This is a genomic window from Sphingobacterium sp. JB170 (assembly GCF_900163865.1).
GTDB lineage: Bacteria > Bacteroidota > Bacteroidia > Sphingobacteriales > Sphingobacteriaceae > Sphingobacterium.
In genome coordinates this window covers 1-21,999 of record NZ_FUKU01000033.1, presented here as the reverse complement: position 1 = coordinate 21,999, position 21,999 = coordinate 1, and the positions used below count along the sequence as shown (strand labels likewise).

18 protein-coding genes and 3 pseudogenes are annotated in these 21,999 nt (G+C 38.3%); 13 read left to right on the top strand and 8 right to left on the bottom strand.

Going from position 1 to position 21,999, the window contains the following annotated elements; genetic code table 11:
- Window positions 1–4: 4 nt before the first annotated feature.
- From FM107_RS10350 to FM107_RS10335, 3 genes and pseudogenes are all read right to left on the bottom strand, one after another.
- The gene (locus tag FM107_RS10350) at window positions 5–883 is read right to left on the bottom strand and encodes an ABC transporter ATP-binding protein (protein ID WP_086948442.1); all 879 of its coding nucleotides are present in this window, start codon (window positions 881–883) and stop codon (window positions 5–7) included.
- Window positions 884–900: 17 nt separating this feature from the next.
- Window positions 901–3,249: a TonB-dependent receptor gene (locus tag FM107_RS10345; RefSeq protein ID WP_086948441.1), complete on the bottom strand. Its 2,349-nt coding sequence runs from the start codon at window positions 3,247–3,249 to the stop codon at window positions 901–903.
- A gap of 290 nt (window positions 3,250–3,539) precedes the next feature.
- Window positions 3,540–4,310: pseudogene (locus tag FM107_RS10335) on the bottom strand (TraM recognition domain-containing protein); the annotation flags it as partial.
- Window positions 4,311–4,433: 123 nt separating this feature from the next.
- Here FM107_RS10335 and FM107_RS10330 point away from each other — a divergent pair.
- Window positions 4,434–5,612 (top strand): IS4 family transposase, encoded by a 1,179-nt coding sequence (locus tag FM107_RS10330; protein ID WP_008611204.1) that lies wholly within the window; start codon window positions 4,434–4,436, stop codon window positions 5,610–5,612.
- Window positions 5,613–5,621: 9 nt separating this feature from the next.
- Here the strand turns inward: FM107_RS10330 and FM107_RS10325 are convergent.
- Together FM107_RS10325 and FM107_RS10320 are read right to left on the bottom strand one after the other, a co-directional pair.
- A pseudogene (locus tag FM107_RS10325) lies at window positions 5,622–6,866 on the bottom strand (YWFCY domain-containing protein); the annotation flags it as partial.
- Between the two features lie 108 nt (window positions 6,867–6,974).
- On the bottom strand, window positions 6,975–7,349 hold the full coding sequence (locus FM107_RS10320) for a helix-turn-helix domain-containing protein (RefSeq protein ID WP_086948439.1): 375 nt from the start codon (window positions 7,347–7,349) through the stop codon (window positions 6,975–6,977).
- Between the two features lie 87 nt (window positions 7,350–7,436).
- On the opposite strand from FM107_RS10320, the gene FM107_RS10315 reads away from it, so the two are divergent.
- Window positions 7,437–8,264: an alpha/beta hydrolase family protein gene (locus FM107_RS10315; RefSeq protein ID WP_086948438.1), complete on the top strand. Its 828-nt coding sequence runs from the start codon at window positions 7,437–7,439 to the stop codon at window positions 8,262–8,264.
- 7 nt (window positions 8,265–8,271) lie between these two features.
- On the opposite strand, the gene mobB is transcribed toward FM107_RS10315, so the two are convergent.
- Together mobB and mobA are read right to left on the bottom strand one after the other, a co-directional pair.
- Window positions 8,272–9,564, bottom strand: a complete 1,293-nt coding sequence (gene mobB, locus FM107_RS10310; RefSeq protein ID WP_086948437.1) for a conjugal transfer protein MobB — start codon at window positions 9,562–9,564, stop codon at window positions 8,272–8,274.
- A gap of 87 nt (window positions 9,565–9,651) precedes the next feature.
- Window positions 9,652–10,089: a conjugal transfer protein MobA gene (gene mobA / locus FM107_RS10305; protein ID WP_086948436.1), complete on the bottom strand. Its 438-nt coding sequence runs from the start codon at window positions 10,087–10,089 to the stop codon at window positions 9,652–9,654.
- A gap of 682 nt (window positions 10,090–10,771) precedes the next feature.
- On the opposite strand from mobA, the gene FM107_RS10295 reads away from it, so the two are divergent.
- The 11 genes and pseudogenes from FM107_RS10295 (at window position 10,772) to FM107_RS10245 (ending at window position 20,663) form a co-directional block, all read left to right on the top strand.
- Entirely contained in the window at window positions 10,772–11,539 is a 768-nt protein-coding gene (locus FM107_RS10295) for a ParA family protein (RefSeq protein ID WP_086948434.1), read from the top strand.
- 12 nt (window positions 11,540–11,551) lie between these two features.
- Window positions 11,552–11,962 (top strand): DUF3408 domain-containing protein, encoded by a 411-nt coding sequence (locus FM107_RS10290; protein ID WP_086948433.1) that lies wholly within the window; start codon window positions 11,552–11,554, stop codon window positions 11,960–11,962.
- Window positions 11,963–11,973: 11 nt separating this feature from the next.
- On the top strand, window positions 11,974–12,246 hold the full coding sequence (locus tag FM107_RS10285) for a DUF3408 domain-containing protein (RefSeq protein ID WP_086948432.1): 273 nt from the start codon (window positions 11,974–11,976) through the stop codon (window positions 12,244–12,246).
- Window positions 12,247–12,248: 2 nt separating this feature from the next.
- Window positions 12,249–12,884: a conjugal transfer protein TraD gene (locus FM107_RS10280; protein ID WP_086948431.1), complete on the top strand. Its 636-nt coding sequence runs from the start codon at window positions 12,249–12,251 to the stop codon at window positions 12,882–12,884.
- 145 nt (window positions 12,885–13,029) lie between these two features.
- The gene (locus FM107_RS10275; RefSeq protein WP_143559472.1) at window positions 13,030–13,374 is read left to right on the top strand and encodes a hypothetical protein; all 345 of its coding nucleotides are present in this window, start codon (window positions 13,030–13,032) and stop codon (window positions 13,372–13,374) included.
- A 368-nt stretch (window positions 13,375–13,742) separates the two neighbouring features.
- The gene (locus tag FM107_RS10270) at window positions 13,743–14,669 is read left to right on the top strand and encodes a hypothetical protein (protein ID WP_086948466.1); all 927 of its coding nucleotides are present in this window, start codon (window positions 13,743–13,745) and stop codon (window positions 14,667–14,669) included.
- Between the two features lie 4 nt (window positions 14,670–14,673).
- Window positions 14,674–16,662: a TonB-dependent siderophore receptor gene (locus FM107_RS10265; protein WP_086948429.1), complete on the top strand. Its 1,989-nt coding sequence runs from the start codon at window positions 14,674–14,676 to the stop codon at window positions 16,660–16,662.
- Window positions 16,663–16,702: 40 nt separating this feature from the next.
- Entirely contained in the window at window positions 16,703–17,572 is an 870-nt protein-coding gene (locus FM107_RS10260) for an MbnP family protein (protein WP_086948428.1), read from the top strand.
- Between the two features lie 57 nt (window positions 17,573–17,629).
- Window positions 17,630–18,649, top strand: a complete 1,020-nt coding sequence (locus FM107_RS10255; protein ID WP_086948427.1) for a cytochrome-c peroxidase — start codon at window positions 17,630–17,632, stop codon at window positions 18,647–18,649.
- 205 nt (window positions 18,650–18,854) lie between these two features.
- Window positions 18,855–19,331 (top strand): annotated as a pseudogene (locus tag FM107_RS10250) (conjugal transfer protein TraD); the annotation flags it as partial.
- 30 nt (window positions 19,332–19,361) lie between these two features.
- The gene (locus FM107_RS10245) at window positions 19,362–20,663 is read left to right on the top strand and encodes a hypothetical protein (protein ID WP_086948426.1); all 1,302 of its coding nucleotides are present in this window, start codon (window positions 19,362–19,364) and stop codon (window positions 20,661–20,663) included.
- Between the two features lie 10 nt (window positions 20,664–20,673).
- Here the strand turns inward: FM107_RS10245 and FM107_RS10240 are convergent, their stop codons facing one another.
- The gene (locus FM107_RS10240; protein WP_143559471.1) at window positions 20,674–21,912 is read right to left on the bottom strand and encodes an RNA polymerase sigma factor; all 1,239 of its coding nucleotides are present in this window, start codon (window positions 21,910–21,912) and stop codon (window positions 20,674–20,676) included.
- Window positions 21,913–21,999 lie beyond the last annotated feature (87 nt).

Here is a 21,999-nt window from a genome sequence, read left to right as displayed (position 1 = left end):
TCGGTTATTTGATCTGTTGTTCAAACATCAGGTTAAAATAAGCATCCTCCAGTGTAGGTTTCTTTGCTTCAAAGGAGTCATCGGGTTGATGGTCAGACAAAATTGTTACGACTGGTTTCCCCGCTTCATAATAAGAAGAGATAACCTGCCATGTTGCTTGGGCAGAAGCCAACTCCTTCTTATCTATTTTTTTTGTCCATAGTTTTCCCTTTAATTCATTTTCTATTATTGACGGTTTTCCGCTTTTAAGCACCTTGCCATTTCCGATAATCGCCATGTCATTGCATAATGTAGACACATCTTCAACTATGTGTGTGGAGAGAATGACAACGGTATTTTCTCCAATATCGCTCAACAGATTATAAAACCGGTTTCGCTCCATCGGATCCAAACCTGCGGTAGGTTCGTCAACAATGATAATTTGTGGATTTCCGAGTAAAGCCTGTGCAATACCAAAGCGTTGTTTCATACCGCCAGAATAATTGGAGAGCTTCCGGTCTTTTACATCGTAAAGATTTACCCTATTCAATAAGCCATCAACCGCCTGTTTTCGTTTTGCACCATCGGACAAGCCTTTCATTTTAGCAATATGTTTTAGCATATCGTATGCTGTAACATTTTCATACACACCAAAATCCTGTGGGAGATACCCTAATATCTTCCGCATTTCTTCGGGTTGCTTCAATACATCAATATTGTCAAAAAAAATGTCGCCCGAATCGGGGTCTTGTAGCGTAGCAATGGTACGCATCAGGGTAGATTTTCCTGCACCATTTTGCCCCAACAAACCAAACATTCCTTTTTGTATAGAAAGCGTAATATCGGATAATGCTTTCTTTTCTTTGTTATATGTCTTGGATATATTTTTTATTTCTAATGCCATAAGAGTAAATTGACGAATTAAAAGTTGACTTTTGCAGATGCTCCAAATGTAGTAGGAAGTCCCAGGTTAACAGGGGAATTATTGCCTCTTTGGTTTGCGTATACGAAAGAAATATAACGGCTATCGGTAAGATTTTTTGCCCATAACTTCAATTCGTAATTCTTGAATTTTATCCCGGCATTGATATTGAGCAAGTGAAAGGGATCTTGAACCAGGTCATTATAATAAGTCATGTATTGTTTTCCCAAATATTTCCATTCCGGAACAATATAGAATCCTACATTTTTATTGATTTTGCCGGAATAGGTGACAGATAAAGCCGACGAAAAATCAGGTGTGAAAATTTGTTTGTTTCCTTTGTAGTCCACATTTGTCATGCCGTCATCCCCCAACAATATGAGCTTGTCATATTTTGTAGTTACAACACCGAGATTGTAATGAACTTCTATATTTTTGAAAGGTAGAGCAGTTACTTCCAGCTCTATTCCTTTACTAGACATTACACCAATATTGTCAATATACATTTCTGGTGCCATGATGGTTTGCTGTTGATCTTTCCAATGAGTGTAGAAGCCTGTAAAGTTGGCTCTTAAACGACGGTTTAACCATTCTGTTTTTACACCAATTTCATAATTATCTGTATATTCTGGCTTGTATGTTAGGCGAGTACTGGTAGAACTTCCATATTGGTTTACACCACCTGGTCTGAAGCCTTTGGCATAATTAGCATATAAAGTAATATCATCTGTTGCTAAGTAAGATAAATTGAGTTTTGGAGATACAGCATTTGCAGATGTATTAACGATCCTTTCAGGAAATACTTGCACAGGGTTAGGCTCTTTTTCATATTCATCATGAATGTTGAGTTTTTTCTCATCATAATCGTAGCGAAGTCCTCCGGTTAACTTTAATCTTTCCGTTAAAGCATAGGTTACATGTGCATAGGCTGCAAATCCTTTACCGTTTAGATTAGAAATACTAGAATATAAATAAGGTGCATCCGGGTATGTTGACACTGCATCCGGACCATAGTAATATTGTGAATTGGATTTTCTATTTTCAACAAATCCAAATAGACCACCTGTAATATCCCATCTACCTAAGTTGCGGGAAACAAATTTAAATTCCTGTGTCCAGGTTTTTTGCGGTCTGTCTGGAACTATATAACTCAAAAAATCATACGCACTAAAATCCTGATCATAATCATCATAAGTGTCATTTAAATAATTAAATCCTGTTAGCGATGAAATCTCCCATTTATCCAACTGGTATTTTGCCTGCAATGAAGTGGTTGATAAAGTACGATTTTCAACATTTTTCCCATTTTGGTTTACGGTATACGGTTTTTCAAATGCGTAATCTACATTGACGGCATAAGGAAACGTTCCGTGCAAATCGTTTTTTTCCAATTTGGAGTTTAAGATGAGGGATAAACGATCGGTAGCTAAATATTTCAAATAGAAATTTCCACCATAGTTCTTATAATTATCATAATCTTTACCGTCATATTCATTAGTGTATAATCCCTTCCTACCCGTGTAAAATCCATTTACAGAAGCAAAGAGTTTGTTTTTAATCAAAGGTGTTGAAATCCCGGCTCTGTATTCTTGTGTGTTGTAGTTACCCATTCCTACTTCGGCAAAACCTTTCGTTATATTTCCCGGCTCTTTGGTAAGAATATTTACTACGCCTCCCAAAGCATTTCTTCCATACAATGTACTCTGCGGCCCTCTCAATACTTCTACACGATTAATATCCTGTAGTTGCATAGAAGCAGCATATCCATCAAACATGGGAACCCCGTCAATGTAAACTCCAATAGCAGGATCTGCGGAAAATGTCAGAATACCTCTGATCGACATAATATTCAAACTGGGAGAACCTCCTGTCATCGTAATTAGATTGGGTACATTCATTACTAAATCGGTCATTTCCGTCATCTTCCGCTGCTCTAATTCTTTTGAAGAAATTGCAGAAACTGCAATGGGTGTTTTTTGAAGTTTAGTTTCTTTCTTTTCAGCTGTGATAATAACCTCTGATAGAGTAGTATTATTTTCAATGAGGACAAATAATAAGTTGTCTAAATTGGTTTTGCTTAAATTAATAGTTTGTTCTGCACTTTCATATCCTATATGAGAACAAACAAGGTGAATTTCGCTAAAATTAGGAACCTTTAACTGAAAGAAACCTTTGTTATTTGACACCGTGCCTTCCCCTGTTTCTTTAATGGTTACATGTGCCCCCACTATTGGGGTTCCATAGGTGTCCTGTATCGTTCCCTGTATCGGTTTTTGATCTTGTGCATGAACCAATAGTATGGAACTAAACAAAAATAGGAGTTGGGTGATTACAACTTTTGATCTCATAAAATCTATGTCTTTTGTTATTTTATTTAGAATAGTTTTAAACTAAACAAATGTAAAAGATGCGTTTTATGTATCTGTGACGTAATTAGGAATATTTGTGACGTGATCGACCGTTACGTTGTAGTTATTACCCACAAATTGGCAACCATTCAAAAAGCCGATCAAATATTGGTTTTGGAGGACGGAAAAATCGCCGAAAACGGAAATCATTCGGAGCTGTTGGATAAAAACGGTATTTACCGGAAAATGTGGGATATACAGCAAAAATCTGGCGGATGGAAAGTTTGATTTTACCCTTCTTGCACCAAATGCTGTAAATCGGGGTCATTCTTGATACGTTCTATTTCACTTTCAACAATATGCACAATGTCTGATTTTATCCGGCGGTAATTGCTTTCAATTTCCTGTTTCATTTTGTCCGCTCCCTGCTCATCTACAAAAGATAGGATTTCCGGTATCTTCTGGTAGGCTTTGGTTTCGGCTGCAACCTTTTCATTGTCCACAACAATTTCAGCGTGAAAAATCTTTTGCTCGATACGCTCGTCAAAGTTATCGGAGATAGCACCGACAAACATACCTTGTGTCAATGTTGAAATTTTCGATGCAGGAATAAGGCTGTCTAATTGGGTAGAAATAGAAGTAGATTTATCGTTACGATTGATGGTCATACTTTGCCGTTTCTGTAATACTTTTCCGAAGCGTTCAGAGAGGCTCTTTGCCGTTTCGCCAACGACCTGACCACTAAAAATATTACCTACCGTATTCTGAATTACCTTAGCTTCCTTGTCGCCGTAATCTCGAATTAATTGTGAAAAGTCCTGAAAGCCCAAACAAACAGCAACCTTATTGCTTCGAGCAGTAGCTATCAAGTTATCCAGTCCTCGGAAATATATCGTAGGTAACTCGTCAATGATAACAGAACTTTTGAGTTGTCCTTTCTTGTTGATGAGCTTTACAATTCTTGAATTGTACAACCCCAAAGCTGCCGAATAAATATTCTGACGATCAGGATTATTTCCTACACACAATATCTTTGGTTCTTTGGGATTATTGATGTCCAATTACTAGTGATGCGTTAAGTTTTTAAAACTTAACATAATCATCTGTTTATTAATATATTATATTCGTTCTTTGATTTTTTGATTTGAATTTACCTGTAGCTTTGTCACTTTAAAAATGTGGCTATGAATTCAGGAAAGTATGTTTTCTCTCAACTTCTTCAGTTTATTGACAGATACGAGTTCGATAAATGTGTAGAAAAATACAATGGAGACTTCCGAACAAGAGAATTTAACTGTTGGAACCTGTTTGTTCAACTGTTTTTTGGGCAGTTAACTTCACGCAACTCGCTTCGGGACATTTGCGTATGTTTGAAAGCACACCAGAATAAGTTGTATCACCTAGGGATTCGCAAGTATGTAAATCAATCTACTTTATCTAGGGCAAATGAAGTCCGTGACTATCGTATTTTCTCCGATTTTGGAAATTATCTGATCGGTAAGATCAGACCTCTGTACAGTAACGAACGTATTGCGGGAGTAGACATTGCAGGTGAAGTATTTGCCTTGGATTCCACCACCATTTCGCTCAGCCTCAAATTGTTCAATTGGGCACCCGGTAAATACTCCCGGGGAGCGGTCAAAGTACATACTTTGTTGGATCTAAGAGGTAGTATTCCCGCATTTATTCTAGTTACTGATGGTAAATATCACGACAGCAACGTGCTGGATAACCTGATCACGACACCCGATTCGATCTATATCATGGACAGGGCCTATATTGACTTTGCTGCATTACAAGGCATAAACACTCGTGGCGCATATTTTATCACCAGAGCCAAATCCACAATGGATTTCTCCATTATTGAAAGTAATTTCAACATCGATCCTTCGACAGGGCTATTGGCGGATGACACTATTGTACTAAACGGATACAAGTCTAAAAAACTTTATCCTGAACCGCTAAGACTGGTACGATATTATGACCAAGAAAAAGAGGTCGAACTGCTCTTCCTAGCCAATAATTTTGATGTGTCAGCACTTGAAATTGCACGACTTTATCGCCATAGATGGCAGATAGAGGTGTTTTTTAAGTGGATAAAACAGAATCTAGTCATTAAGTCACTTTGGGGACACTCGGAAAATGCAGTTAATATCCACATCTGGACAGCGATCTGCACCTACCTGATTATAGCTCTGGTCAAACTTACTCTGAAAAGCTCATTATCTATTTACGAAATCATACAAATACTAGGGGTGTCAGCTTTCGATAAAACACCGTTGAAAGAGCTAATAGTTCAAGATCAAAAAAATCAAAACGTCAAAGAACAAAATTTGTGGAATTTATTTGATGCAAAAACTTAACGCATCAGTACTAATGTCCAATGAAAAATCATCGCCTGTCATTACCCAATACAATTGTGGTGAAATCATTCTTGATAAAGGAATTTTAGCCGAAGCAATTTGTCCTTGTAACTGATCTTGTGCTCCTCCTTGCCACGCATCCATAAAGGGAGATAAATAGTTTTCCAGTTCGGAATAGGATGTGAGAATTGTAAATACATCCGAGTACTTTTTATTTAACAACTCAATGGCGTGCGGAAACGTACAATACTTACCGTTATCATATATTTTCAAATACCAGATGATGGCAGCCAAAAGGATAATTGGAGATTCTACAAAAAAATCACCTTGCTTCTGTATCCACGAACGATTCAGGTTCAACATGATGGTATAAGCTGCTTCATAAGCATCCGAAATGTCGGTCATAAATTGGGGATTGAGTGGATTGCATCGGTGGCTCTTGCGTGGGTCGTCAAAGTTTATCACATAGAATTTCGGCTGAATTTTGTATTTATCCCTGTGCTTCAGTAAGTGATTGTAGGCAATGGTAGATAGGTCGTCGAATTTAAAATCATATATGTACATCGAAAAGCCTTTTTCGATTTGTTGCTTGATATAGTTGTTTACTATGGCATACGATTTTCCCGAACCGGGAGTACCCAACACAATGGTTGCCCTAAATGGATTGACGATGTTTATCCAACCGTCATTCCATTTGTTCTTGTAATAAAACTTTGTTGGAAGATTGACGGAATATTCATTTTCCATCAATTTAGTTTCCTGCTGAAAACTTTCGTTCTCGTTATTGAAAACATCATCCATGAGGTTGTTCTTCAATAAACGGGTGATCCATGCGCCGGCCATCAGTAATGCTATATATCCAAGAGAAAGCGTGAGTATGTAAAAGAACGTACCTATAAGTGGCGAAAGTTTTAGAAGTGGCGTGTTGAGGAAAAAAAGTATAAATCCTATGCCCAGTGCTACATAAATTTTAGACCAAGTTATTTTTTCGTTCTTCACACCCTTGGTACCCAGACAGCTTAACGCAAGCAAAATAACAGCAAACACTTTGGTGTAAAGCGTATGTGAAAACAGTCCCGCAGTCCGGTCGAAATTACCCAGTATCTTATTGATAATCTCTAGTACCCAACCTTGTTCAACAAAAAATCCATAACAAAACCAGTAGAGGTGCATTAGTACCAATAGTATACTTACTGCCCGCATAAATGCCATAATCTTGGCAAGCCCTCTTAAATCGTCTTCTCCCTGCATTATTATAAATTTTAATGTTCGGGCGTGAATTTAAATGGTAAAAGGATGGACATTAATTAAGTGGTAGTCGATGGCGGTGTTTGGCGGTGTTTGACCAGATTAAGAGTACCACTACATTGAGCAAACTGAAATTTCTTTTCCTTTCTCATAGGTTTTCCCCCAATTACAAAGGCTTTCCAAAATTGGGACTAAATCTAATCCTTTATTTGTTAATATATATTCAATTCCGAAAGGAACAGTTTCGGGAATTTCCCTTTTGACAAGTATTGCGTGAGCTTCCAATTCTTTGAGTTGCCGACCCAAAACCTGTTCAGAAATATTCGGTAATTCCTTTTTTAACAAATGAAAACGATTGTTTCCCTGCGAAATGGAATAAACAATTTGCGACTTCCAACGACCGCTAATCATTGCAATTGCTGAATTTAATTCGCATACCTGAAACAAAAACTGTTCATTTATCGCATTGGTAGAATTTTCTTTACGCATAACTGTCAACTTTATAGAGGCTCACAATTTTGTTCGTTATTGCATACGACAAAATGCTTGCTGAATTTTGCAACAAATATATTAAATATGAATAGAGCAATTTTTATGTTGATTGGTTTATTAATGATAAACTTTTCACTACAAGCACAGGAAAAATGGATTTTAAAATCGGAGTATTTGGCAAACCCTGACACCGTTTTTGTTTTCAAACCAAAAACATACAACGAAACTGCAAAATATCCTTTGGTTTATTTACTTCACGGTTACAGCGAAAACTACAAACAATGGTCGCAGACAACAGATTTACAAAAATTGGCTGACGAATACGGTTTTGTCATTGTAACGCCAGATGGTTTTACGTCTTACTATATCAACAGCCCGATAAACAAAGGCTCACGTTATGAGGACTTTTTCTTCAAAGAGTTAGTTCCCAAAGTTCATCAGTCTTTTAATACTGACAATAAAAATATCTTTATAAGTGGTTTGAGTATGGGTGGTTACGGGGCTTTGCGGTATTTCATTTTAAACCCTGACTATTTTAATACGGCAGGCTCTACAAGCGGAGCTTTAGAAATCGACTATCCTAATTTTCAGAAAGTAAGCCAACAGTTTTGGCAGACAAACAGAGTGACAGACGATTTAATAAAAAATCTCGGAAATCCTACAAAAGAAGATTGGAACAAGTACAGTATTTCAACATTATTAAAGCAAAATCCCAACTTCAAAAAACCGTTCATTTTTGACTGCGGAACAGACGATATTTTATATCCAAACTCTGAAAATTTAAAACCCTTAACTGATAGTCTGGAAATCCCGACAACTTTCATAAGTCAGCCGGGCAATCATAACACAGAATATTGGAATAAGTCTATTGAACATCATTTTGTGTATTTCAAGCAACATATCAAGAAATAATAAGAATCTATTTCTGACCTCTTTGGCGTTTTCTTTTTTTCTTCATCTTATTGGTAAAATCCTGTTCCTCGTAATCTTCGCCCTGTGCTTCGGGTATGAGCAAACCGCCAACGGCTTCTATCAAGCCGTCTTCGTGTCTTTCAGTAGTATTCAGAAAGTCAAACAAATGATGTGGTTCTTCCGCAGGAATATCCACATCATTTGATGTGGATATTTTTGGTGGTTGTAAGGCAGGTTCTTTAATCTCCGGTTTGATGTTATTGTTCCAATAATCATTAAAGGTATTGGCAGAAAGTTCCTTGCCTAAGCGTGAACCGTTCCAAACGCTTTTAGAATTGTGGTCAATAAACGTTATTCCGTAAATACGTCCGGTGTCATTTCTACGCACCACAACATTAATCCCTTGTTCCCCTAATTGTCTTTTAAAAGCCTGTTCATTGCCCGTGGATTGCAGTGCAATGGTAACGGCTGATTTTAAGGTCTGTTTGGTCGGGGTGTCTTTCAGGGTTGTTTTGCATTTCTCAAAATGCAGTTCCAAAGCCGGAAGCCCTGCGTTCTTTCCGAAAAGCGAAGCCTTGAACGGATGTCCGGCTCTTTCGCCTTTCTCATTCAATGGAATGTACAATAAACCCTGCTGTGCCTTTCCGTGTAATTCGCCCTCCACTTTCTCGGTGGTAATATTGAACAGGGATAGCAAAGCATTATATTCTCCCAAAGTTTGGTGTTGATAATAGTTCGGCAGGTGTCGGACTACTGAAGCTATCTGACTTTTTACGTCACCTGCCCGATAATACACCGGACGAAAAACCTTATCATTCTGATTACGTTCTTTATCCGTTGCAGGTATCAGACCGTGTTTTCTTTCCAGTTCACGGCATATATTCATAGACCGCATTTTCTCAAAACTATCCGAAATTTTCACGCCCTGTTCATCCACGCAGACCGATACGATATGGATATGACTACGGTCAATATCGGTATGTTTGAAGACCACAAAAGGCTGTTCGCCGTAACCCATTTCCCGCATATATTCTTGTGCCATTTCTCTATACTTGTCATCGCTAACTTTATCTTTTGGGTCGGGATTGAGCGAAATATGCAAGGTATGATATTGCGTATTGCGATTTGCGATGAGGTACGGTTCAAAAGATTGGGTTAATTGTGCAACGGAATAATTCCCGCTTGGCGTTTCAATTATCTTATTTGTGAACAGAATTTTCCCGTTTTCATTCTCCACTTTCTGATTGTTATACGCCAATGCACCGTACAAATTTTCGCTTCTTCCGATTTTTGCTATCATTTTTCATTGATTTTTTTATTTTCTTAATGGTAATGAAGCGTGGATGAGCTATTGATTTTTATCTTTTAATGGATAGCTCATCCAGGTCTAACGCTGTTTTTTCAGATGTTTGGCTTCAAATTCTTCGGTTATCTGAATGATTTTTTGACACAATACCGCCATTTCAGCCGTCTGTTTTTCCAATTTGTAAAGGAACGCTGCGGCTTTTTTCTCCGAAAAATGACGGTACAACAGCTTCACAATCTGATTGTAATTCACGCCTATTGCCCGAAACTGACTGTGAAACGAAGTCAGTCGCATATAAAAATCAACCGTTCCTTTATCAATTTTGACCGACTTCATTTCCTTTCCAAACACCTGCGAAATGATAAACTTTGCTTTATTGGGCATTCCCGATGCTTCAAAAAGCGATAAAAGTTTGGCATTTTCCTCATCTGTAAGACGGAAAACGTGGCGGTGGATGCTCGGGTTGAGTTTTGGCTTGCGACCGCACTTGTTCTGTTTGCTGTTCCTGTTGTCATTCATCACTAATCCATTTATAATTCACACAAAAAGCCGACTTCGGAGGTTTTTTCTGCCCCTGCAAAGGGCAAGTTGTTTTGAGGCACTAAACTCGGTTTCGAGTGCCTCAAAACACAACTTGCCGTGTTCCGGTGAACACAAAAATCCGCCCTGCGGGACGGATTAAATGTAACAGGGAAAAACGGCTTGATGCCGTTCCCGTTACCCTCCGATTTGTCAAAAGTCTTTTGCATAAATCCGTTAATAAAAATCATTTTACAAAGTAAACACCTCTTTAAGAGAGTGTTGCCATGAAATACTCGGACAAACAGTGCCTTTGAGTGCCAAACACTGCCACACATCAATCAGCAGGTCAATCATTCGCTTTATTTGCCCTACAGTTTTAGTGCAGGGAATAAAAAATGTATTTAAACAAGGAAGAAATCAAGATTTGCTTGCAGGTAGTTTGGAATAAAAGCGTAAGGTTTTAAAACTGTAAAAGCATAAAAGCAGTAAAGCATTTTGCCTTTTGTGAAGTTTACCGTTTGCCCAAAAGCATATCCGACAAGATTGTAAGGAAAGCAAAAAAGCATACAGGCTTATTTCTTAAAAACAATGCAGGAATATGGGATCAAAGGAATATTCAAGTACACGAATATTCAAAGTTGCTAAACAAGTAAAGTATGTAACAATAAATTTTTAAATAATGGAAACAAGAAAGAAAACTTTAAAAATCAGCTTCTCCACCCAAAAGGGAGGTGTGGGAAAATCGACAATGACCACCTTACTGGCAAGTGTGCTCCACTACCGGTTAGGCTTTAATGTCCTGGTATTGGATTGCGACTTTCCGCAGCACAGCCTGACCAATATGCGTGAACGGGATAAGAAGACCTTAATGCAAAATGAGTATCACAAAAAGGCGGCAATGAAGCAGTTTCAAACCATTAACAAAAAAGCGTATCCGATTATGAAAAGCAAAGCCGAATATGCTTTGGAAAAAGCATCAGAGTATATAACGCAATCGGCTATTGTACCCGATGTTATTTTCTTTGACCTGCCCGGAACTGCCAATACCAAAGGAGTATTGACCACCTTGAAAATGATGGATTTTATCTTTTCGCCCATAACCGCCGACCGCTTGGTGGTGGAAAGTACATTGGGCTTTACCAAAGCCTTTCTTGAACTCCCAAAAACCATCGAGGGAAACGATGAGCAGGAGTTGTGGCTGTTCTGGAACCAGGTGGACGGCAGGGAAAAAACAGGCTTGTACGAGGCTTATCAAAGTGTCATCCGGCAACTCAATCTGCCCATAATGGAAACCAGGATAATGGACAGCAAGCGTTTCCGAAAGGAAACGGATGATACCGAAAATTATGTATTCAGGTCAAGCTTACTGCCAGCCGAAACACAATTGTTGAAAGCAACGAAAATGGATTTGTTTATCGAGGAATTTTTAAAAATCACTCATCTATAAATGCGATAAACTATGAGTACAGATAACAAAAACAACGATTTTAAAAAGCCGGATGTTGATGAGGATTATTTGATGAATATCATCAGTGGCGACGAACCTGTTGCTCCACCCCAAAATAGTCAGCAAGAGCCAGAGCCAAAGGAAATCAAGGCGAAGCCTAAAGAAAAATCCCGAAGCAGCTCATCAAAGAAAGCGGACTACGAGGAAACATTTTTGGTCAATCGGTTTCCGCCCGGTCGTAGCGGCAAGGTCGTCTACATTCGTCCTGAATATCACGAAAGGCTGCTCCGTATTGTGCAATTGACAAGGGAGGAAAAAACAACCCTCTATTCATACATTGACAATATCCTTGAACACCACTTCAGGGAGTTTGGTGATGATATTACAGATTATTTCAATGAACGTTTTAAACCCATTTTATAAAGTATTTGATTATGAAAAATTTATTTAAGAAAAAGAAACAGCCTGATTGTATCGGAGAATACAAGAGCAATTTTTTACAGCCTACTGAGTTTTTGGCTCGAAATGGCAAAACAGTTTATATTAGTGAGGAGTTCCACCAGAACATATCCCGTATTGTTTTTATGCTTGGCAATGGAAAAATCACAATTTCCGATTATCTATACAATGTGCTGAAACAGCATTTTCAGGATCGTGGAGATGACATTAAAACCCTGTTTAAAGAAGCTCCTAAAACATTCCTTTGATTATGGAAACAGTAATTGTGACATGCCTGCTGATAATCATTGCCCTGCTTTTGCAGGACAAGATTGTCATTAAGAAAAGGTCGGAGAAAAAACCAACGCTGGAAAAAGTCAATCCGAACCTGCCCGATATAATGGGTCAGCCCAAGCCTGTAAAACGACTTTCGCCGCCAAACAGCGCCAATGAACGCCAAATAGAGGAACAGGCGTTCGATCCAGCTAATTTAGATATTGAATACGACGAAAACGAAACCGTAGGTGTTCAAATTCCGCAGGAAGAGCTGGACGAAGTTTTCAGTAATATACCTGATCTGGAGGAAGAGGAAGAAGAATGGAACAGGTACGGAATATCCGGTGGCGATAACAGTCTTGCCCAGGGGGTTACCTTTGATGAACTAAGCTCCGTAGGGGCATTGCTCCAAAAAGAGAATTTGGAACAAGCTCAAAAGGAAACAGCGGTGGCGATAGTTCAAAGATTACAGGGAACTGAATTATTCAGCCTGCTGGAAAATTCCATTGAGGGTGCATCCCGAAAAATTGCCGAGCTTTTGGACAGCACACTCTCATCTGAAACGGAAGCCGGTTCTTCCACTTTGCGGAACAGTGATTTGAGTGATTTTGATATTGAGAGTTTTTTATAATTTTTTTGATGTTAAATGACCAACTATTTGATATGTCCTTTTGGCTAAAGGAAATAAATTAGTACCTTTGCGGTAATTTTTACGCCATAGTTTTTTGAAAGCAGTATCTAAAATAGCAAGCACATTTTTCCTTTTCATTATGCTCATGAGCATAATGAAAAATCCTGTGTTATATACTATTTACGAATACGATACAAAGCTGTTTGTTTCTATGTTTTGCGAAAACAAAAGCCGTCCGCAGCTCAAATGTAACGGAAAATGTTATTTGGCAAAAATGCAAAAGGAGCAGGAAGACAACGATGCTTCAAACAGGCTGAAACAGTTACAAACTGAAGTTGTTTATTTTAATGTCGTTACGCCTGTTTATATTGTAAGCGATAAACTGCTTTTTGTCGAAGAAGTGAAGCCACCCGCATACTATAATCAGTTATACTCATTCCTTTTTACTTCGCATTTAGTAAAACCGCCCGACACATCTGCACTTAGCTAAGTATATTTAGCTTTCCCAATTTTTATGGCAATCTGGTCTTATCATCCATACGCTATGCTATGATGATTTACCATGTTTGTATCTATGTATTATACGATCAGTATAATGCTGGCTGTATTGTATCAACGGCTTATACGATAGCGTAACATCATTACGTGTTGTAGTGACAAGTTATGCGATGGTATGATGTTACATTGATATAGTCAGGCGTATGTTCACGAGCATACAGTCATTGCCATTGGGTTACCCGTCACTTTATCGAAATTTTTGCAGACATCTGTACGAATGGTTTGTCAATGAGCCGTGCCGTGCAGCCACTGCTATCACTTAAATTTTTCAAAAATGAAATATTTAAAAATATTTTACTAATGAAGTTTTTCAAATTTATGGTAGTCGTACTGTGTTTTACGGTTACCTCCTGTACGATAGACAAAACTGATTTTGAAGCAGAGATGCGCAGGGATGTTACGGAATACTTTGAATTTAAAGAAGCCGTTTCCCTACATACCAATGGTTATTCAATCAGTGTCGAAGCATTGAACGGAACTTTTTTTAAAGGATATAATGAAATTCGGTTAAAAATTGTCAACACCCAAACCAATCAGCCTTTGAATGGCTCGGATGTTACTTTATTACCGTTACTTACAAATTCCGATAGCAATAACACTACTTCATGCCCCCACAGGTATGATTTGGTTTACAACTCAGACGAGCAATTCTATTCGGGATATGCTGTATTTACAAGTGAAAGCGACCCTATGGAGCGTTGGGAAGTTTATATCAGCTTTTCGGACAATGCTCAAACATTTACGGTTCATCAACCTATTAATGTGCAAGTGCAAACCAATAAAAACCTTAATATGTCCGCATTTATAGGAAATGACGGGGAACAGTATTTTATTGCACTCGTTGCTCCTCAAAAACCTAAGGTTGCCGAAAACGAATTGGTTGCAGGGATTTATAAATACAATCAACCAACTACACCTGCCGGAAATTTTCCCGACCCGTCACAGTTTTCATATTCCGAAGTGAGCAATCATACCCTGTTGTTAGATCCGAGAATGCCCGAACCGTCGATGGGAAATCATTCGTCTCCGAATAACCAGGATTTGACGCAACAAAATGACGGTTTGTATTACGGAGTGGTCAATTATACGATGACAGGAAACTGGACTTTGAATTTCATACTGCAAAATCAAAACGGAGAAGTCATCAAAGGAACAGAAGTGCCGACTGATTTTACCCCTGGAATCGAGGGCGCAAAAAGTGAACTTTATATTGACATATTATTCTGATGCTATGAGATATATAACCATACTATTGCTTTGCTGGGGAATAAGTGCCAATGGCCAAAACGCAAGGGTAGAAAATGACAGTACGAAGGTAACCGAACTCGAAGAAGTCATAATAACTGCTGCAGTCAAAAAAAAGATTGAAACCGAAATGAAAATGGCTGTTTCTGTGGATGAATTTTTGGCGTCTTCCGAAAATATCAGTTTTATCAAAAGAGGGGCTTATGCTTGGGAGCCGTTGCTCAATAATATGAGTACCGAACGTTCAACAATTACAATTGACGGTATGCACATTTTTGGAGCCTGTACCGATAAGATGGATCCGATTACTTCATATGTAGAGAGCAATAATCTGGCTACAATTGATATCAAGTCAGGACAAGAAGGAAGCATGCATGGCTCCACCATTGCAGGAAGTATCGATTTGAAGAGAAAAAGCACGGCATTCACAGATGAAAAGAACTGGAGAGGAAGTTACCAAACGGGATTTGAGTTTAACAATAAGCAGTTTTTCAATCTCGGGAATGTATCGTATTCGAGTGATAAATTTGTCGCAGACGGAAGTATCTCTTACCGAAAGGCAGAGAATTATTCTGACGGAAATAACGATGAAGTAAATCATTCACAATTCAACAAATTCAATACTTCATTGGGCTTGGCCTATAAAACAAGTCCACTATCTTCATTAAGGGCCGATGCCATTTTTGACGTCGCAAAAGATGTCGGATATCCTGCCCTTCCAATGGATTTATGGCTTTCCAGGGCTTTGATTACATCAGTTGCATATAAGCAGTTATTTGAGGAAGGATTGATAAGAGTTTGGGACTCTAAAATCTATTTCAATGCTATAGAACATTATATGGACGACACCAAAAGACCCGAAAACCTGGTGCATATGGATATGCCGGGCTGGAGTACGACATATGGGTTGGTATCAAAAGTCAATCTGATAAAAGACAATCTTTCGTCAGAAATTCAACTCAATGCCTATAATAATTTGTCCATAGCGGAAATGCGTATGTATCCACAAGACAGAAGCGAACGGACAATGTTTGCCTACAGTTGGCCTTGGGTGACTACCCGATATGCAGGACTTTCGGTAAATAATTCATTAGACTTTACCGAAAAAAGTCAGGTCAATTTTGGTGGTTCATTGGGTGTAAACTACAACCATTCCAAATATGTGGACTTTAACTGGATTTTTTATCCGGGAGCTCCCCAAGAAAAGACACGTCTTTTACCAAGCCTGAACGCAAACTATATATTAAATATCAGCGATTTTAACTTTTCGGTCGGTGCGGGTTATGGACACAGAGCTCCGTCCGTATCGGAAGGTTATGGCTATTATATTTACAATAGTTTCGACCGCTATGATTACATAGGAAATCCCGATCTGAAAAATGAAATTTCTTATGAAGCCAATGCAAGTGCTGGTTTAAAAAAGGAAAAAATGAGCATAGAGGCCAAAGTAAACTACTTCCATATCCAAAACTATATTATTGGGAAGATCTTGAGCTTGGGCAGTCCGATGAATTACCAATCAGTTGGCGTTAAAGGTTATACTTCATTGGATTATGCTAGGTTGTTTAATTTTTCACTTAATGCGAGATACAATATTTTGGATCATTTGCATTGGAATGGTACACTGACTTATGCTCGTGGACAAGACGATAAAGACGGTAATCTACCCTTTATCCGTCCGCTGAGTTATCAGACTTCACTCCAATATCATTATAAGAAATTCGGGGTTCAAACTTCGGTAAACGGTGATCTGGCACAGGTCCATTATAGTCCAGAATATGGAGAAGATGAAACACCTAAATATACGGTTTGGAATATTTCGGCCGATTATACATTCTATATCAAAAACGTTAGAAGTATTTTTCAGATGGGGGCGGAAAACATATTAAACGAACATTACAGTACGTATGCTGATTGGGGAAATATTCCGAGAATGGGACGTAATATTTTTACGTCTTTGAAGATAAATTTTTAACTACAAAGTAGATCAATATTAATAATTAAATTTTAAAAAAATGAAAAATCTAAAAAAGTACCTATTGTTGTCTGCCGTTTCATTGGCGTTAGTATCTTGTAGCAAAGATGATGATGCACCTGTTGCAAACAAAGTAAAACTTGAGTTCAAAAACACTTTTGGAGATACCGAAATTGTCTTGGGTGGAGCAACTTCTTCTAATGCTACCGCAAACACTTCCGATGCCGGGCAAGTACACCATTTTTCGGAATTGAAATATGTGATCAGCAATATTCGTCTTGTAAAAGCGGACGGCACGGAAGTCCCTTATAACGTAAACGATCTGGACAAAGGAGCAACGATTGTAAATCATGCTAAGCCAACAACATTGAATTATGTTTTGAGCAATATTCCTACGGCAGAATATAGACAGATCAAATTTGGATTGGGAGTAAGAACTGATTTGAATACTTTAGATCAGGTAAGATTTCCTAATTTCTATGCCTCGGCCGGTGCCAATGATACCGAAACGATGTGGGAATGGGGAACCGGATACCGCTTTACCAAAATCGAAGGGTTTTACGGTACGGACAATAAAGAATTGTCTATCCATACCGGAAGTACCGTAGAAGATGATGAAAATGGTAATCACGTACAAGGTGTGGACGCGTACAGGAATATTGTTCTAGACCTGCCTCAAAATGCTAACGTGGGAGTCAATGCTCCTAAAATCATCATCAAAGCAGATTTTGATAAATTGTTGAGCGGAAATGCGCACAAAATAACACTATCGTCTGGAACCGGGATGAATGATAATGCAACGCCCAATATTCACACGGCGGTTCAGATGACAAAGTTTGTGGATAACCTAGGAGGAAACGGAACCAGTGACCTTAAAGGTATGTTTTCTATTATCAAAGTAGAAAACTAATTTGGTAAACAGAGCCGGCCAGATACAGCCGGTTCTTTTCAAAATTTCCATTAGACCATGAGAAAAATAATTTGGTTACTACTGGTCATTCTTTTAGTAGCATCTTGTAGTAAAGACGATGATTATGAGCCATTTTTGTACGACAATCCTGAATTGATATTTAATACTCCTGCAGGTTTTCCTGAGATGAACAGTTCTTTTTACACCAATAGGCCTACAAAATACGGAGTGATATTGGGGGAGAAACTATTCTCAGATAAAAGATTAAGTGCAGACAATACCATTTCCTGCGCCAGCTGCCATAACCAAGCATCGGCTTTTGCCGACAATAATATCCAGGCAGTAGGAATCGAAGGAAGAATAGGACTTAGAAATACACCACCTATTCAAAACCTTGCATTTATGCGGTTCTACAATTGGGACGGAAGTAAACTAAATTTAGAAAGCCAACCACTTGTACCGATTATTACCCACGAGGAAATGGCCTCATCGATCTTGGAAGTAATGGGTAAAATTAGTGGAGATAACGATTATGTAAATCTATTCAAAAAAACATTTGGAGATGAGACCATAACACCCGAAAGAATTTACAGAAGCATCGCCCAATATGAATACACGCTCGTATCGGCGAACAGCAAATACGACAGGGTAAAACGAAACGAAGCTACATTTACCGAAAATGAAATGCAAGGATATCATGTTTTTCAACAGAAATGTATCGCTTGCCACAGTACAGAACTCTTTACCGACCAAACTTTCAGAAACATAGGTTTTCCTGTAAATACAAATTCCAATGAAGCTGGACGGGCAAGAGTTACCGGAGATATGAACGATTATATGAGCTTTCGTGTGCCGTCATTACGCAATGTCGAATACACAGCACCCTACGGAAGTTTCGGTCAGTTCGCTACGATAAAAGATGTACTGGATTATTTTGATAATGGAGTTTTAGATGCGGATAATTTAGACCCTGTTTTCAAAAATAACGGTAACAGAATACCACTTACCGAACAGGAAAAAGAAGACATTATTTCATTTTTAAAAACATTAAGCGACAAGCAATTTACTGGTCGATAGCTTTTTGTTGAAGCCTGATTCAGCAAAAAGCAGGTATGGGAAACCAGTTTGATAAATACTACTACTCTTTTGCCGATTAAAACCGAAAGAAAATTTATCTCAATGTGACATATAGTTTCTGATAAGCAATCCCAAACTAATTTAAAAAACGTCAAACTGTAAAAAGTTTGGCGTTTTTTTTCTCCTACACTGACTGTAACGCCATTCAGTGCCAAACACTGCCATAGAAAGCCAAATAACGGATCCGGAGATAAACCCTGGTAATTTAGACATTGAATGCGACGAAAATGAAACCGTAGGTGTTCAAATTCCGCAGGAAGAGCTGGACGAAGTTTTTAGTAATATACCTGATTTGGAGGAAGAGAAAGAAGAATGGAACAGGTACGGAATATCCGGTGGCGATAACAGTCTTGCCCAGGGGGTTACCTTTGATGAACTAAGCTCCGTAGGGGTATTGCTCCAAAAAGAGAATTTGGAACAAGCTCAAAAGAAAACAGCGGTGGCGATAGTTCAAAGATTACAGGGAACTGAATTATTCAGCCTACTGGAAAATTCCATTGAGGGTGCATCCCGAAAAATTGCCGAGCTTTTGGACAGCACACTCTCATCTGAAACGGAAGCCGCTTCTTCCACTTTGCGGAAAGATGATTTGAGTGATTTTGATATTGGGGAGTTTGTATAGACTTCCCTTTGTATTTTAAAACAAGGAAATATGGAAAGTGAATTGCCAGAAATTGAAATTGAAGGGACAACATTTCTTTTCGATATAGAGAAAATCGCCCTCATTGAAAAAGACAATCCTCACAATGAGATTTATTTTGACAATATACGTGATAAGGGTACACACTACTCGTTTGAATATAGTGCTGTTACAAAAAACTATCATTTCATTAAGTCCGCTTCAACGTTTGACGAGTTATTCAACGGCATATTTGGGCAATCACAGATTGCGGACCCTGCTTTTGCTATTGAAATTCCACGTATAGGAGTAATTGACCCTGAAGGTATGTGCCGTAAATATGGCTGTACGCAACAAGACATAGAGCAGAAAAGCGATTTTGAAATTATGGTCAATCAGGACGTGTACAACAAAAGGTTGAATGGCGAGCCTGTAACGATCGATTTAGCCGGAAAGGTATATGAGATAGATGTAAAAAACAATTCATTACGTCCCCAGAACGGAGCAGGTGAAGAGATTTTCTTAAATAAATACCATTACGATTTATATTATGAAGATGATGGTGTCTATCATCTGTTTTATAATATCAGCGAAAATAAAGTGTCAGATGTTATGCGTGATGGTAGTCGGGACAGAACTGAGGACCGTGTAATATTGGAAGTACCGAACCTCACTTACCTTGATCCCATAGGAACTAACATTGAATACGGTTATAATCCGCAAAGCGGATTATTGTACAGCGACCTTACAATGAACCATATTGCGAAGTCTGTACCGTGGGATTTTTATAATATCAAAGTTGTTGCTGAAACAACTGTAAATCAGGAAGCCTATGATTTGCGTGTGAATAAAGGGATGCTACCTACCATTGATATAGAGGGACATACATTCTATGTGGATATACGAATGGATAAACTCAGACCAAAAGATGATTTTCTTTCAAAAGGTATTGTGTTATCGAATATAGCAAACTACTATGATGAGGATAAAAGGACTTATACCATTCCATACAACCCGAAGACACACGAATTTCAGGAACCAGATTACCGGACTATCAAAGAGTTTCCAAAAGATTTAATCGCTGTGCAATTTCCCTCCGAAAGACTGCTTGACCGGATTGGATGGAACAGGCATTACGGATTTGAATTGACACACGGACTGGCAAAGAAAGGCTTGAAATTGCAGTTTGAAGCGAAGCAAATACCGTGGGAAAAAACCTTTCTTGTTGGTTTGATTAAAAACAATCTTAAAACGGAGAAGGGATTACAAAGAAAATCCGAAAAACAACAGCCAAGGCCACCCAAACAAAATAAAAGTAAAGGTCGCAGAATGTAAATCGGAACGCCTATGCCTTTTGAAGCCGTCTTACAGCATTTTCTAATGTTTGTTTTTCCGTTTTGGATTTGGTCATTTTGATGGCTTGTTTGTAATGCCCAATCGCTTTGGCAATATTCGTATCAGCATATAAATAGCCTAACAATTCATGATAATAATTACTCTCAAATAAATTTAGTTTTTCTGCTTCCAAAATGGCTGTTTGGTTTCCGTAAACTTTAGCAAAAGCAAATGTTCTGTTTAGTGCCGTAATTGGCGAATACTCAATAAGAACAAGCTGGTTATAAAGCTGTAAAATATGTTGCCATCTGTATTCATCTGTCGGTGTGGTATGCCAATAAGCAAGACCAGCTTCCAAATGGTATTTTGATATTTCATTTCCATTTGTAGCATTTACCAAATAATAATTTCCTCGTTCAATAAGTGATTTATCCCATAAATTTCTATCCTGTTCGTCAAACAAAACAGCTTCGCCTTTATCATTGGTTCTTGCTTCCAATCGTGAGCTTTGGAAACACATTAAAGCCAGTAAGGCGTTTGTCTGTGACGTATTTGTCAATGGGTTTTCTGTTAATAGCAAAGCCAGTCTTACGGCTTCGGAACAAAGGTTTTTTCTTATTTGCTGATTGTTTGTTTTGGAAAAATAACCCTCGTTAAACAGTAAATACAAAGTCTTTAAAACTGTATCTAATCTTGATTTTATTTCTGTTTCGCTTAATGATTTGATTTGAAAATTATCGTTGCGGAGATTGGTTCTTGCCCTTTGCAAGCGTTTTTTAATTGTTTCTTGTTTTGCAAGAAAAGCGTTGGCGATTTCTTCAACACTAAAACCACAAAGGATTTGAAGTGCCAAACAGATTTGTGCTTCCGTTGGATTTGCAGGATTGCAGACTGCAAAAATTATTGCTAATTGGCTGTCGGAGATTAGCTGATTATCAAATTCAAAATCGTGTTCACTTTGAATATTGATTGTTCGTTCGTTTTTGATTTTCGTTTCAAAGACTGATAAATTTTTAAAATAATCTTTGGTTTTATTTTTGGCAACCGTGTAAAGCCAAGCAGTAGGGTTTTCGGGTATTCCGTTTATAGCCCAATGTTCAGACGCTTTTAAAAATGTATCGCTTGCAATATCTTCGGCTACTTCGAAATGTTTCAAACCAAAATGACGGCACAGAACAGCCGTCATTTTAGCGTATTCCTGCCGGAATAAGTGCGGTAACAATTCCTTATGTGAGTTTTTACTAATCACGGTTTAAAACTTCTCTCACTTCGATACTGCCTCCAACCTGGTCAAAAATCGGATTGCCTTTTGCCATTTCTACCGCTTCATCAATAG

What these genes read in the sequence shown, in the direction of transcription:
- mobB (WP_086948437.1), bottom strand. Translation starts at nt 9,564, where the DNA reads ATGATAGCAAAAATCGGAAGAAGCGAAAATTTGTACGGTGCATTGGCG.
- FM107_RS10255 (WP_086948427.1), top strand. Translation starts at nt 17,630, where the DNA reads ATGAGAAAAATAATTTGGTTACTACTGGTCATTCTTTTAGTAGCATCT.
- FM107_RS10280 (WP_086948431.1), top strand. Translation starts at nt 12,249, where the DNA reads ATGGAAACAGTAATTGTGACATGCCTGCTGATAATCATTGCCCTGCTT.
- FM107_RS10330 (WP_008611204.1), top strand. Translation starts at nt 4,434, where the DNA reads ATGAATTCAGGAAAGTATGTTTTCTCTCAACTTCTTCAGTTTATTGAC.
- FM107_RS10245 (WP_086948426.1), top strand. Translation starts at nt 19,362, where the DNA reads ATGGAAAGTGAATTGCCAGAAATTGAAATTGAAGGGACAACATTTCTT.
- FM107_RS10295 (WP_086948434.1), top strand. Translation starts at nt 10,772, where the DNA reads ATGGAAACAAGAAAGAAAACTTTAAAAATCAGCTTCTCCACCCAAAAG.
- FM107_RS10345 (WP_086948441.1), bottom strand. Translation starts at nt 3,249, where the DNA reads ATGAGATCAAAAGTTGTAATCACCCAACTCCTATTTTTGTTTAGTTCC.
- FM107_RS10290 (WP_086948433.1), top strand. Translation starts at nt 11,552, where the DNA reads ATGAGTACAGATAACAAAAACAACGATTTTAAAAAGCCGGATGTTGAT.
- mobA (WP_086948436.1), bottom strand. Translation starts at nt 10,089, where the DNA reads ATGAATGACAACAGGAACAGCAAACAGAACAAGTGCGGTCGCAAGCCA.
- FM107_RS10270 (WP_086948466.1), top strand. Translation starts at nt 13,743, where the DNA reads ATGAAGTTTTTCAAATTTATGGTAGTCGTACTGTGTTTTACGGTTACC.
- FM107_RS10285 (WP_086948432.1), top strand. Translation starts at nt 11,974, where the DNA reads ATGAAAAATTTATTTAAGAAAAAGAAACAGCCTGATTGTATCGGAGAA.
- FM107_RS10260 (WP_086948428.1), top strand. Translation starts at nt 16,703, where the DNA reads ATGAAAAATCTAAAAAAGTACCTATTGTTGTCTGCCGTTTCATTGGCG.
- FM107_RS10265 (WP_086948429.1), top strand. Translation starts at nt 14,674, where the DNA reads ATGAGATATATAACCATACTATTGCTTTGCTGGGGAATAAGTGCCAAT.
- FM107_RS10350 (WP_086948442.1), bottom strand. Translation starts at nt 883, where the DNA reads ATGGCATTAGAAATAAAAAATATATCCAAGACATATAACAAAGAAAAG.
- FM107_RS10315 (WP_086948438.1), top strand. Translation starts at nt 7,437, where the DNA reads ATGAATAGAGCAATTTTTATGTTGATTGGTTTATTAATGATAAACTTT.
- FM107_RS10275 (WP_143559472.1), top strand. Translation starts at nt 13,030, where the DNA reads ATGAGCATAATGAAAAATCCTGTGTTATATACTATTTACGAATACGAT.
- FM107_RS10320 (WP_086948439.1), bottom strand. Translation starts at nt 7,349, where the DNA reads ATGCGTAAAGAAAATTCTACCAATGCGATAAATGAACAGTTTTTGTTT.